Source organism: Achromobacter sp. HZ34 (assembly GCF_002209485.1).
Lineage (GTDB): Bacteria > Pseudomonadota > Gammaproteobacteria > Burkholderiales > Burkholderiaceae_B > Bordetella_C.
The window spans coordinates 206,052-218,528 of sequence record NZ_NJIX01000001.1; the positions used below are offsets into that span (position 1 = coordinate 206,052).

13 protein-coding genes are annotated in these 12,477 nt (G+C 64.0%); 9 read left to right on the forward strand and 4 right to left on the reverse strand.

Features of this window, described 5'->3' with window-relative positions; translation table 11 throughout:
• The first annotated feature begins 20 nt into the window (after positions 1 to 20).
• Complete coding sequence (locus tag CEY05_RS00850; RefSeq protein WP_088595509.1) at positions 21 to 803, forward strand: RNA methyltransferase; 783 nt, start codon at positions 21 to 23, stop codon at positions 801 to 803.
• Between the two features lie 89 nt (positions 804 to 892).
• On the opposite strand, the gene CEY05_RS00855 is transcribed toward CEY05_RS00850, so the two are convergent.
• Complete coding sequence (locus tag CEY05_RS00855; protein ID WP_088595510.1) at positions 893 to 1,723, reverse strand: pyruvate, water dikinase regulatory protein; 831 nt, start codon at positions 1,721 to 1,723, stop codon at positions 893 to 895.
• Positions 1,724 to 1,883: 160 nt separating this feature from the next.
• Here CEY05_RS00855 and ppsA point away from each other — a divergent pair, with 160 nt between their 5' ends.
• Positions 1,884 to 4,250, forward strand: a complete 2,367-nt coding sequence (ppsA, locus tag CEY05_RS00860; protein WP_088595511.1) for a phosphoenolpyruvate synthase — start codon at positions 1,884 to 1,886, stop codon at positions 4,248 to 4,250.
• Between the two features lie 109 nt (positions 4,251 to 4,359).
• Here the strand turns inward: ppsA and CEY05_RS00865 are convergent, their stop codons facing one another.
• Complete coding sequence (locus CEY05_RS00865; protein WP_369825864.1) at positions 4,360 to 5,448, reverse strand: bifunctional transcriptional activator/DNA repair enzyme AdaA; 1,089 nt, start codon at positions 5,446 to 5,448, stop codon at positions 4,360 to 4,362.
• Positions 5,345 to 6,067: a glutamine amidotransferase gene (locus CEY05_RS00870; RefSeq protein ID WP_233161295.1), complete on the reverse strand. Its 723-nt coding sequence runs from the start codon at positions 6,065 to 6,067 to the stop codon at positions 5,345 to 5,347. Before CEY05_RS00870 ends, CEY05_RS00865 begins: the two co-directional genes overlap by 104 nt.
• Before the next feature lie 143 nt (positions 6,068 to 6,210).
• On the opposite strand from CEY05_RS00870, the gene CEY05_RS00875 reads away from it, so the two are divergent.
• Genes CEY05_RS00875 through CEY05_RS00900 form a run of 6 tightly spaced genes read left to right on the forward strand, consistent with a single transcriptional unit; the run spans position 6,211 to position 11,383 of the window.
• A complete protein-coding gene (locus CEY05_RS00875) occupies positions 6,211 to 6,648 on the forward strand; it encodes an NfeD family protein (RefSeq protein ID WP_088595514.1) in 438 nt (145 codons plus the stop codon).
• 24 nt (positions 6,649 to 6,672) lie between these two features.
• Complete coding sequence (locus tag CEY05_RS00880) at positions 6,673 to 7,596, forward strand: SPFH domain-containing protein (RefSeq protein WP_088595515.1); 924 nt, start codon at positions 6,673 to 6,675, stop codon at positions 7,594 to 7,596.
• Between the two features lie 25 nt (positions 7,597 to 7,621).
• A complete protein-coding gene (locus CEY05_RS00885; RefSeq protein ID WP_088595516.1) occupies positions 7,622 to 8,770 on the forward strand; it encodes a diguanylate cyclase in 1,149 nt (382 codons plus the stop codon).
• Between the two features lie 16 nt (positions 8,771 to 8,786).
• The gene (locus CEY05_RS00890; RefSeq protein ID WP_088595517.1) at positions 8,787 to 9,962 is read left to right on the forward strand and encodes a GGDEF domain-containing protein; all 1,176 of its coding nucleotides are present in this window, start codon (positions 8,787 to 8,789) and stop codon (positions 9,960 to 9,962) included.
• A 5-nt stretch (positions 9,963 to 9,967) separates the two neighbouring features.
• Positions 9,968 to 10,654 (forward strand): hypothetical protein, encoded by a 687-nt coding sequence (locus CEY05_RS00895; RefSeq protein ID WP_143220245.1) that lies wholly within the window; start codon positions 9,968 to 9,970, stop codon positions 10,652 to 10,654.
• An 18-nt stretch (positions 10,655 to 10,672) separates the two neighbouring features.
• Positions 10,673 to 11,383: a hypothetical protein gene (locus CEY05_RS00900; RefSeq protein WP_088595519.1), complete on the forward strand. Its 711-nt coding sequence runs from the start codon at positions 10,673 to 10,675 to the stop codon at positions 11,381 to 11,383.
• Between the two features lie 8 nt (positions 11,384 to 11,391).
• Here the strand turns inward: CEY05_RS00900 and smpB are convergent, their stop codons facing one another.
• Positions 11,392 to 11,859: an SsrA-binding protein SmpB gene (gene smpB, locus CEY05_RS00905; RefSeq protein WP_088595520.1), complete on the reverse strand. Its 468-nt coding sequence runs from the start codon at positions 11,857 to 11,859 to the stop codon at positions 11,392 to 11,394.
• Positions 11,860 to 11,927: 68 nt separating this feature from the next.
• On the opposite strand from smpB, the gene CEY05_RS00910 reads away from it, so the two are divergent.
• The gene (locus CEY05_RS00910; protein ID WP_088595521.1) at positions 11,928 to 12,362 is read left to right on the forward strand and encodes a type II toxin-antitoxin system RatA family toxin; all 435 of its coding nucleotides are present in this window, start codon (positions 11,928 to 11,930) and stop codon (positions 12,360 to 12,362) included.
• Positions 12,363 to 12,477: the final 115 nt, after the last annotated feature.

Consider the following 12,477-nt stretch of genomic DNA (forward strand, 5'->3'; position numbering starts at 1 on the left):
TGTTTTCTCTTTCGACGTTTATGAAACACATCGCCTCGCGCGACAATCCGCTGGTCAAGGATCTGCACCGCATTGCCACTGCCGCGGGGCGGCGCGACGCGCCTGCCTTGCTCGATGGCGTGCACCTGTGCCAGGCCTGGCTGCAGCACCAGGGCTTGCCGCAGCGGGCGCTGTTCGATGCCGCGCGCCTGGACAAGCCGGAACTGGCGGACCTGGCCGCCCAGTTGCCGCCCGAGCTCTGTGTGTCCCTGGAGCCGCGTCTTCTGCATGGCCTGGCCAGCGTGGAAAGCGATCAGGGTGTGCTGTTCCTGGTGCAGCCCCCACGGCCCGAATTGCCGGGGCGGGTGGGGCAGGGTTGCGTACTGCTGGACCGTGTGCAGGATCCCGGCAATATCGGCACGCTGCTACGCACCAGCGCGGCGGCGGGTATCCGCCACGTGATGCTGTCCGAAGGTTGCGCGGCGGCGTGGTCGCCCAAGGTGCTGCGCAGCGCGCAGGGTGCGCATTTCGCCCTGCAGGTCTACGAAAAAGTGGATCTGGCGGCGCTGGTCGCGCGCCTGGACGTGCCGCTGGCCGCCACCACCCTGGATCGTTCGCAATCGCTGTACAAAGCCGCGCTGCCGCCTGCCTGCGCATGGGTCTTCGGTCACGAAGGGCAGGGCGTAGCGGCGGACCTGCTGGCCGCGGCGACCCTGCGCTTGCACATTCCCCACGACAGCGCGGCCGTCGAGTCCCTCAATGTCGCCGCCGCCGCAGCGATCTGCCTGTTCGAGCAGAAAAGACGTCACCTGCCGCGCGCGTAGGCGCTTTTGCCTGGAGCACTGGCCTTCCTGGTCGTGGACACCGCGGAGCTGGCTTTGCCAGTCCGCCGGTGTCGCCCCCTGGGAGCCGCTTACAGCGCCCGATCCAATCCCACTTCCTGCAGCACCGTCGTGGAAATTTCCTCGATGGACTTGGTCGTGGTCGACAGCCAGTCGATCCCTGCGCGCCGCATCATGCGCTCGGCTTCCATCACCTCGTAGCGGCACTGCTCCAGCGACGCGTACTTGCTGTTGGGCCGGCGTTCATTGCGCACTTCCGCCAGGCGATCGGGCTGGATGGTCAGCCCGAACAGCTTGTCACGATAGGGCGCCAGGGTCGAGGGCAGGGTGCCACGCTCGAAATCGTCCGGAATCAGCGGAAAGTTGGCCGCCTTGACGGCGTATTGCATCGCCAGATAAAGGCTGGTCGGCGTCTTGCCGCAACGGGAGACACCCACCAGGATCACGTCCGCCTCGGCCAGATTGGTGATGAATTGGCCGTCGTCGTGCGAAAGGCTGAAATTGATCGCGTCGATCCGGTTGCGGTACTTTTCGCTATTGGCGGCCATGTGCGAACGGCCGATCGAGTGGCTGGACTTCAGACCCAGGGCTTGTTCGATATGGCTTACAAACGTGCCAAACAGATCCAGAAAGATACCGTTGGCCTGGCGCACGCGCGCCATGATCTCGGGATGCACCAGCGTGCTGAACACGATGGGCTGCATGCCGGTTTCGGCCGCATTGCGATCGATGCGCAGGGCGGCTTCCTCCGCCTTTTGCAAAGTGTCGACGAAAGGCAGCCGAATCTGGCGGAAATTGACTTCCTCGAACTGCGCCAGGACCGAATGGCTGAAGGTCTCGGCCGTAATGCCGGTGCTGTCCGAGACGATGTAGACGGTGCGTTCGGTAGGGGTTGTGGACATATGTAAAAAATTCCGACGGGGCTGGAGGTAAGGAGAAGCTGACCGGGTACAATCGGACCCCGATAAGTCACCCCAAAAAGCGGTCCCAAGGCCAGTTTGGTCAGGGTATGTGGATGTCCTGACCAAACTCGCTTTCATTCCATTGTAAAAGGTGACTTCAATGTCGTATGTCGTTTCTTTCGAGCAGCTCCGCATGACGGACGTGGACTCGGTAGGAGGTAAGAACGCTTCTCTCGGCGAAATGATCAGCCAGCTGGCCGGCGCGGGTGTCCGCGTCCCGGGCGGCTTCGCCACGACCGCCCAGGCCTTCCGCGACTTTCTCCAGTCGTCGGGCCTGGACAAGCGTATCGCCGATCGCCTGTCCACCCTGAATCCGGAAGATGTCCGTGAACTGGCCCTGGCCGGCGCGGAAATCCGCCAATGGCTGGTCGACGAGCCGTTCTCGGCCGAATTCGAGAAGCAGATCCGCGACGCCTTTGCCCAGCTGGACAGCGACGGCAAGGGTACTTTCGCCGTGCGTTCTTCGGCCACCGCCGAGGATCTGCCGGACGCTTCCTTCGCCGGCCAGCAGGAAACCTTCCTCAACGTCGTCGGTATCGATGACGTGCTGGACAAGATCCGCCACGTGTTCGCGTCGCTGTACAACGACCGCGCCATCTCCTATCGCGTGCACAAGGGCTACGCCCACGCGGAAGTCGCCCTGTCGGCCGGCATCCAGCGCATGGTGCGCTCCGACAAGGGCAGCGCCGGCGTGCTCTTCACCATCGATACCGAATCCGGCTTCAAGGACGTGGTGTTCGTCACGTCGTCCTACGGCCTGGGCGAAACCGTGGTGCAGGGCGCCGTCAATCCCGACGAGTTCTACGTCTTCAAGCCCACGCTGGAGCAGGGCCACTATCCCATCGTCAGCCGCCGCATCGGTTCGAAGCTGATCAAGATGGAATTCGATCCCGAGCGTCCCGAAGGCCGCGCCGTGCGCACGGTCGACGTGCCGGTGTCGGAACGCAACCGCTATTCGCTGACCGACGAGGAAGTGATCGAGCTGGCTCGCTACGCCGTCATCATCGAAAAGCACTACAAGCGCCCGATGGACATCGAGTGGGGCCGCGACGGTGTCGATGGCAAGATCTACATCCTGCAGGCACGCCCGGAAACGGTGAAGTCGCAGCAATCGACCGCCGACGTGCAGCAGCGCTATCGCCTGAAGGCCACCGGCAAGGTGCTGGTCACCGGCCGTGCCATCGGCCAGAAGATCGGCTCGGGCCCGGTGCGCATCGTCGCCGACGTGTCGGAAATGGACAAGGTGCAGGCGGGCGACGTGCTGGTCACTGACATGACGGACCCCAACTGGGAACCGGTCATGAAGCGTGCCTCGGCTATCGTCACCAACCGTGGCGGCCGTACCTGCCACGCCGCCATCATTGCCCGTGAACTCGGTATTCCGGCCGTGGTCGGTTGCGCCACCGCCACCGACGACCTGAAGGAAGGCCAGTCGGTGACCGTGTCCTGCGCCGAAGGCGACGAAGGCCGTATCTATGACGGCCTGATCGAAACCGAGGTCGAGGAAGTGCGCCGCGGCGAAATGCCGCCGGTGGACGTGAAGATCATGATGAACGTCGGCAATCCACAGCTGGCTTTCGACTTCGCCCAGATTCCCAACGAAGGCGTGGGCTTGGCGCGTCTGGAATTCATCATCAACAACAACATCGGCATCCACCCCAAGGCGGTGCTGGATTATCCGAACGTTGACGGCGAGCTGAAGAAGGCGGTGGAATCGGCCGCGCGCGGCTATGCCAGCCCCCGTGCCTTCTTCGTCGAGAAGCTGGCCGAAGGTATCGCCACCATCGCCGCCGCCTTCTGGCCCAAGTCGGTGATCGTGCGCATGTCGGACTTCAAGTCCAACGAGTACCGCAAGCTGGTGGGCGGTTCGCGCTACGAGCCCGAGGAAGAGAACCCCATGCTGGGCTTCCGCGGCGCGTCGCGCTACATCGCCGCGGAGTTCGAAGACTGCTTCCGCATGGAATGCGAGGCGCTCAAGCGCGTGCGCGGTGAAATGGGCCTGACCAATGTCGAGATCATGGTTCCCTTCGTGCGTACCGTCAGCCAGGCCGAACGCGTGGTGGGCCTGCTGGGCAAGCATGGCCTGAAGCGGGGCGACAACGGCCTGCGCCTGATCATGATGTGCGAAGTGCCGTCCAACGCCATCCTGGCCGACGAGTTCCTGGTGCACTTCGACGGATTCTCGATCGGTTCGAACGACATGACCCAGCTGACCTTGGGCCTGGACCGCGACTCCGGCATGGAACTGCTGGCAGCCGACTTCGATGAACGCGACGAATCGGTCAAGTTCATGCTGCGCCGTGCCATCAAGGCTTGCCTGGCCGCCAACAAGTACGTCGGTATCTGCGGCCAGGGCCCCAGCGACCATCCGGACTTCGCGCAGTGGCTGATGGCCGAAGGCATCCTGTCGATGTCGCTGAACCCGGATACGGTGGTCGACACCTGGCAGCTTCTGGCCAAGGGATGACGCGGGGGCGGCGCTGGTGATTGCCAGCGCATCGCTCCGGCGGACACTGCAGCGGTAAATACAAAAAGGGCTGCCTCTTGCGAGAGGCAGCCCTTTTTTTTCGCCGCGACTATGCCGGCTGGGTGATTTTGTTTTGATTTTCGGTACTGGATAGTCCGGATGCCGTCCGGACGATCTTCCCTTCGCGCGTGATCAGTTCAAGCTTGCGGGCGACGCCCCAGCGGTAGCCGGCCAGGGCGCCGCTCTGCCGCACCACCCGATGGCAGGGAATCACCAGCGCCACCGGGTTGGTGGCGCAGGCGCGTGCCACCGCGCGCACGGCCGAGGGCGCGCCGATGCGCTGCGCCAGTTCGGTATAGGTAATCGTGGTGCCGGGTGGAATGGCACGCAGGGCCTGCCAGACCCGCTGCTGGAAGGCGGTGCCGCGCACGTCCAGCGGCAGATCCAGCCCTTGCGCCGGGTTTTCCACGTAGCCCACCACGGCGGCTACCCAATGTTTGAATTCGGCGTCCGCGCCTTCCAGGGTGGCCTGCGGATAGCGGTCCTGCAGCTCCCGTACCAGCATCGGGGCGTCGTCGCCCAGGGCAATCTCGCAGATGCCCTTGGCGGTGGCGGCTACCAGCAGGGCGCCCAGCGCGCACTGGGCGACCGCGAAGCGGATGTCCAGGCCGACCCCGCCACGGCGTCGCTCGGTGGGCGTCATGCCCAGCATGGCGGTGGTGTTTTCGTAGAAGCGGCCGCTGGAATTGAAGCCGGCGTCATAAAGCGCCTGGGTAATGCTGGCGCCCTGGTCCAGTTCGCGCCGGGCCCGCGCCGCGCGCAGGGCGCTGGCATAGGCCTTGGGCGTAATCCCGGTCATGGACTTGAAAACGCGGTGGAAATGGAAGCGGCTCAGGCCGGCCTGATCGGCCAGGGCCGCGAGGTCCGGCGTCTCGCCCGCCTCCATGGCGCGGCAGGCCTGTTCGACCAGGGCGGCATGGCGGGGGACGGGCATGGCGTTGTCGTTCATGGTTGAACTCCGTGCGGGCGCATGGTCATGCGCGATGGACACATCTTCGCAAACCGCGTCCGCCCCGGCACTCCGCTTATTGCGTTCAGGCCGCCAGGGGCTCGCGGGCGGCGTAGATATGGAGGAAACGGCGCAGCAGGCTGGCCGATTCCGGCGTCGGGCGCAGGTCGTCGGCCACCGCGCCGGCATCGATTTGCTCCCCGGCATAAAGGTCGGCGTACTGGCGCAAGTGCTCGCGCATGAAATCCACCGCGAACTCCGGATGGAACTGGGTGGACACGATATTGGGGCCCAGGCGCAGCAGTTGGCGGCCGTCCATGGCCGAACGCGCCAGGACCTGGGCGCCGGGCGGCAGATCCACCACGGTCTGTTCGTGCATGGTCTGCACCGGGAACGCCCGCGGCAGGCCTTCCAGCAGAGGATCGTCAGCGACGCATTCCAGCTGGCGGGTGCCGATTTCGCGGCCGGCGGGGTTGTAATCGACCCTTCCGCCCAGGGCATGCGCCAGCAATTGGTGTCCGTAGCAGATGCCGAACATGGGCAGTCCTTCCTGGGCGGCCTGGCGCAGCCACTGCGCCGTATCCTCGCCCCAGGGCGCGCGATCGGTCACATTGGCCGGCGATCCGGTGATCAGCGCGGCGCGGTAATGCCGCGGCGCATCAGGCCGTTCGCCCAGGTGGACGGCGACGATCCTGACGTCGGCGTCGTCCAGGCCGGCGGCCGCTTGCATGAATGCGGCATACCCGCCGAAGCGCTGTGTGAGGCTGGGGTTGGGATCGCCGGTATGGAGGATGAGAACGGGTAACACTGCGCTAACCTTTATAGTCTTCCCAAGTCAACGCCATGATAATCCAGCCATCGCATAGAGGCCCACAGGGATTAGCCCAAAATCGTACAATCGCTGACGATCGGGCCGGCGCCCGGTCTCGATGTCTCGCGGAGAAAAGAGCTATGTGGATCTGGTTCGGCTTGGCCGTCCTCGCGCTGATCGGGGAAATCGCCAACGGGACCACCTTTTATCTATTGCTGGTGGCTGTTGGACTGGCGGCAGGTGGGTTGGCCGCGCTTGCGGGTTGGAATATCGAAGCGCAGCTGTTGATCTGCTGCGGCGTCGCGCTGGCGGGCTTGTTGATCCTGCGGCGTACCGGTGTGTTGAAAAAACGGGAAGTGGATGCCACGCGCAATGCCGATGTCAATCTGGACATCGGCCAGGTGCTGCGCGTCGATGCCTGGGATGCGGGCGGTACCGCCCGTGCGCAATATCGCGGTGCCAGCTGGCAGGTGGAGCTGGCGCCGGGTTATCCGCCCCAAAGCGGTGAATTCGTGATCACGGCGGTACGCGGCAGCAGCTTGATCGTGACGCCCCGTCCGCTGGTCGCACGGTCCTGAATCCATACACATAAGGTGTTCCGTATGCTCGATCCCTCTTCCATCGTCCTGATCGTCCTGGTTCTGCTGGTGATCCTGATCATCGTGCGGGCGATTGCCATCGTGCCCCAGCAGCATGCCTGGGTGGTCGAACGCCTTGGCAAGTTCGACCGGGTGCTGTCGCCAGGGGCGGGCTTCGTGATTCCTTTCGTCGAGCGCGTGTCCTACAAGCATTCCCTCAAGGAAATCCCGCTGGACGTGCCCAGCCAGGTTTGCATCACGCGTGACAACACGCAGTTGCAGGTCGACGGTGTGCTCTATTTCCAGGTCACCGATCCGATGCGCGCCTCCTACGGGTCGTCGAACTATATTTCCGCCATCACCCAACTGTCGCAGACCACCCTGCGTTCGGTCATCGGTAAACTGGAGCTGGACCGCACTTTCGAAGAGCGCGAGTTCATCAATACCACCATCGTGGCCTCGCTCGACGAAGCGGCGCTGAACTGGGGCGTCAAGGTCTTGCGCTACGAGATCAAGGACCTGACGCCGCCCAATGAAATCCTGCGCGCCATGCAGGCCCAGATCACCGCCGAACGCGAAAAGCGGGCGCTGATCGCGGCGTCCGAGGGCCGGCGCCAGGAACAGATCAATATCGCCACCGGCGAGCGCGAAGCAGCGATTGCCCGTTCGGAAGGGGAGAAACAGGCCCAGATCAACCAGGCGCAGGGTGAAGCGGCTGCCGTGTTGGCCATCGCCGAGGCGACGTCGAAGGCCATCTCCCAGGTAGCGGAGGCGGTGCGCCAGCCTGGCGGCATGGAGGCCGTGAACCTGAAGGTGGCGGAACGGTACGTGGAGGCGTTTGGCAACGTTGCCAAGCAGGGCAATACCCTGGTGCTTCCCGCCAATGTGGCGGACATGGGCAGCATGATTGCCGCCGCCATGTCCATCGTCAAGGCGGCGCCGCGCTAGGGTCCCGCCCCCCGCGCGCACCACCATGATCGGAGTCACGACGCTATTCATTGTGATGGGGTTGGCCAGCCTGCTCATGCTGGGCGTGCTGGGCTCGCTCACGCGCAGCGGCATCCCGGGCGTCAAGGCTTGCATCCAGGCTTCCTTCACCACCGCGCTGGGTATCTTGCTGATTGCCGCCCAGCCGGTGTTGCCTCCGGTCATTGGCGTCATCGTCGCCAATATGCTGATGGGCCTGGGCATGGTCATGTACCTGGTGGCCGTGCGGCAGTTTTTCGGCCAGCGCCTGCCCGTGGCCAGCGCGGCCGCGCTGCTGTCATTGGAACTGATCGGGCTGGTGGTGCTGTGGTACGTGTGGCGCGATTTCACCAGCCGTGTCGTGCTGGTGTCCGTCATCTACTCGATACTGGCGGCGGCAGTGGGCATTACCGTCCTGCGCAACCGGCCTTACCACCGTCCGGGCTATCCCTATATGTTCACGGTGGGTGTGTCGATGTTCGTGGCGATGGGCTACGCCGTGCGGGCCGTGGTCTATCTTCTGCGTGTCGATAGCGTCGACTCGCTGGCGCAGTCTTCACCGGTGCAGGTCGCCTTTCTGGTGGTGGGCATCATGGCGCTGCCGGGCCTGACCTTGGCCATGATCCTGATGATCCACGACAGCATGCTGTCGGAGCGCGAGACCGAGGTGAACACGGATTACCTGACCGGGGTGCTGTCGCGCAAGGCCTGGTGGCTGCTGGCGGAAAAAATCGTGGCCCGCGCCGCGCGCAATGACCAGAGACTTTCCCTGTTGATGCTGGACATCGACCGGTTCAAGCAGATCAACGATACGTACGGGCACCTGATGGGCGATGGGGTGCTGCAGCACTTCGGCGCCACGGCCGTGGAGGTGCTACCCGACGAAGATATCGTGGGGCGCATCGGCGGAGAGGAGTTCGCCGTGCTGTTCCCGGATACCCGCATCGATGCGGCGCTGTTCGCCAGCGAGAGACTGCTTCATGTGGTGCGGGGGCGCCCATGCAACTACGGCAATTGGTCCATAGGCTATACGTTCAGCGCAGGCCTGGTGGAGTGGGATGGGGAGGAGAGCGCGCAGGCGATGGCCCAGCGCGCCGACCAGGCTTTGTATGCCGCCAAGGATGGCGGCAGGGATTGCATCGTGGCTAGCCGCTAGGCGATCGAGGTAGAACATGCCGACACCCGCGCTCCTGCTGGCTTCCTCGGCCCTGGTCTGCCTGCTGATGGTAGGGGTGTTGTGGTCGCTCGCGCGCAACAACGTTCCGGGCGTCAAGGCCTGCGCCTTGTCGGCGCTGCTGTTCTGCGGCTCCGCCTTGCTGCTGGCGGTGCAGCCCCACCTGCCGTGGCTGCTCGGCGTCATCGTTGCCAACACCATGCTGAGCACCGCCATGGCGCTGTATGTCGTGGCGATGCGGCAGTTCTTCGACCGTTCGGTGCCTGTCGTGGCCCTGGCTGCCGTGATCGTGGTGCAGATCGTGGGGCTGTTGTTGTTCTGGTGCGTCTGGCGTGACGTTGCCCTGCGCATCGTGCTGGTGTCGGGCGTGCTCAGTGGCCTGGCATGCGCCGCGGCGGCGACCGTCGTACGCTATCGGCCCCTGCATCGCCCGGCCTATCCCTACGTGCTGGCCGTGGCGATGCTGCTGTTGCTGGCGCTGATCCACGCCTTGCGCGCGACGGCCTATCTGTTGCACCTGGATCCCATCGAGTCGGTGGCGCAGGCGTCGATGTTGCAGACGGTGGTCCTGTCCATCGGCCTGCTGGCCAGGCCAGGGTTGATCCTGGCCATGATACTCATGGCTTACGACCGCATGCTGAGCGAGCGCGAGAGCGAAGCCAACACCGATGCCCTGACGGGTGTGCTGTCGCGCAAGGCGTGGTGGCTGCTGGCCGGCAAGACGGTCGCGGGCGCCGCGCGCAACGGCAGACGGCTGTCCTTGCTGGTCCTGGATATCGACCGCTTCGCCCACATCAACGAGACGTATGGCCCCCAGTTGGGCGATGCGGTGCTACGGCATTTCGCGATCCTGGCGACCGACGTCCTGCGGGAAGAGGATTTGATCGGACGCGTCGATGGCGAAAAATTCGCTGTGCTCTTTCCTGATACGCCCATCGATGCCGCTCGGCTGGCCAGCGAAAAATTGCTGCGGGCGGTGCGTGGGGAGGCCTGCTCCCATGGCAGCTGGTCCATCGGCTATACGTTCAGCGCCGGACTGGTGCAGTGGGATGGACAGGAGAGGGCGCAGGCCCTGGTGGAGCGTGCCCACCGGGCGCTGGCCGAGGCGAAGAACGGCGGACGGGATCGCATCATTGCACAACAAGAAGTAGAACCAGGCAAAAACCGGAGATAAAAATCATGCCTACACCTACGCTATGGCTCAGCATCGCTGTTTGCATCTGCCTGTTGATGACGGGGGTATTGTTCTCCCTCTACCGCAGTGGGATCGCGGGTGTCAAGACGAGCGCGTGGGCGGACGCCATCAGCCTGATCGCTGTGTCGTTCAATATGTCGATGCCGCTGAATCCCCTGATTCCGTGGCTGCCGTTCAATCTGTTCGGCAATACGCTGCTCGGCCTCGGCATGATGCTGACGTTCGTGGGCTTGCGGCAGTTCTTTCGTTTGAGCGTGCCGTGGCTGGCGCTGGGCGTGCTGGTGGTGGCGTATGTCGTGCCCTTGATCCTGCTCTGGTACGTCTGGCCGAATTGGCCCGTGCGCACGGCCATCGTTTCCGGGACGCGCGGGGTGATGTCACTGATCATCGCGGCGACGGTGTGGCGGTATCGGCCCAGGGATCGTGGGGCTTTTCCGTATCGCTTCATGGCGGTGATGGCGACCGGCCTTGGCCTGACGCTGACGTGGCGAGCCGCGATGTACCTGTTCGGCGTGGATTCGATCCTGACACTGCAGACGCCGTCCACGATCCAGAACATCTATTTCATCCTGGGCCTGGTGACATGGCCAGGCTCACAGCTTGGCGTCGTCATGATGGTGCACGATCGGCTGCTGGCTCAACGCGGCCCCAAGGTCCGTCTGGCCAACTGAACCGGGGGGAAAAGGACAATGCCTACACCGACCCTGTGGCTCATCGTCGTCCTGGTCATCTGCCTGCTGATGACGGGCGTGACCTTTTCGCTTTACCGGACCGGCATCGCCGGCGTTCGAATGTTCGCGTGGGCCGCAGCCGTGTCGTCCGCGGGGGTGGCGTTCAACACGGCGATACCGCTGAGCCCGGGCTTGCCGCTGGGGCTGGCGGGTAGCACGCTGTTCGGCGTCGGCATGCCGCTTTCCTTCGTCGCGTTGCGGCAATTCTTCGGCTTGAGCGTGCCGTGGCGGCCGTTGATCGCCTTGACGGTGGTATTCGTGGCCGCGCTGGTCCTGTACTACTACGTATGGCCGGATTGGGCGACGCGCACGGCCACCGTATCGGCCTTGCGCGGGCTGATGTCGCTTTTGATCGCGGTACTGGTGCTGCGACGCCGGCCCCGGCACCGCCCGGCCTTCCCCTATCTGTTCACCGTGGTGATGGCGGCCGGGCTGGGCCTGATGCACACGTGGCGGGCCAGCGTGTATTTTCTGCGGCTGGATGCGATCAACGCCTTGTCGCAAGGGTCGACGGTGCAGAACATCTACTTCATCGTGGGCCTGGTGACGCTGCCGGGCGTCTTGCTCGGCATCGTCATGATGGTCCACGACCGGATGCTGGACCAACGTGCGAACAAGGCTGCGACAGGGAGCACTGCGGGGGGGACCGGCGCAGCCGCGCGGCGCTGAAGCGGCTGTCAGTCGTCGCGGCGCGCGTTGCGGGTGTCGTGCTTCATGAGACGCTCTTTTTCGCGCGCCCAGTCCTTGTCGCGCGAGGTGTCCCGCTTGTCGTGCAGCTTCTTGCCACGGCCCAGCGCGAAATCCAGCTTGATGCGGCCGTTCTTGTAGTGAAGATTCAGCGGCACCAGGGCGTAACCGCGCTGTTCCACCTTGCCGATCAACTTGCTTATTTCCTCGGCCTTGAGCAGCAGCTTGCGCGTGCGCGTGGCATCCGGATGGACGTGGGTGGACGCCGTCGGCAGCGGGCTGACGTGCATGTTCAATAAAAACAGTTCGCCATTGCGCACAATGACATGGCTGTCGGCCAATTGGACCCGGTTGTCACGGATCGACTTGACCTCCCAGCCCTCCAGGACCAGGCCCGCTTCGTAGCGGTCCTCGATGAAGTACTCGTGGCTTGCTTTGCGGTTATCAATGATGCTCATGGGGGTCCGGCGCATGCCGGCGCGTATAGCCGGTAAAATCCTGTCATTCTAGCCATTTGCGATAGTCGATGCACAAAGTCCAAAGAACCGTCCTCGTGCCGTATAGCGACGCCCAGATGTTCGAACTGGTGGCCGGGGTGGAAAAATACCCTGAATTCATGCCCTGGTGCGGCGGCGCCGAAGTTCGTTCGCGCGACGAACACGGCATGGAGGCATCCATCGTGATCAGTTTCGCCGGCCTGAAGCAGCGATTCACTACGCGGAACAAGCACGATTTCCCCAAACAGATCGACCTGGAGCTGGTCGACGGGCCGTTTTCCATGCTGGTGGGGCATTGGTACTTCCAGGCCCTGTCGCCGGACGCCTGCAAGGTGCTGTTCACCATGGAATACGAATTTTCCAATCGCGCGCTGGAGCTGGTGGTGGGGCCGGTGTTCAACCGTATCGCCACCAGCTTCATCGACTCCTTCACCAAGCGGGCCCAGGCGGTTTATGGCGAATAAGCCGGAGCAGGGCGCGGGGAGCACCGGCGCTGCCGCGGCGGTAGATGCTGCACCCACGGTATCGGCAGCCGCGCAGGCAGCGGCCGCAGCATCGGCCACAGCATCGGCCACATCG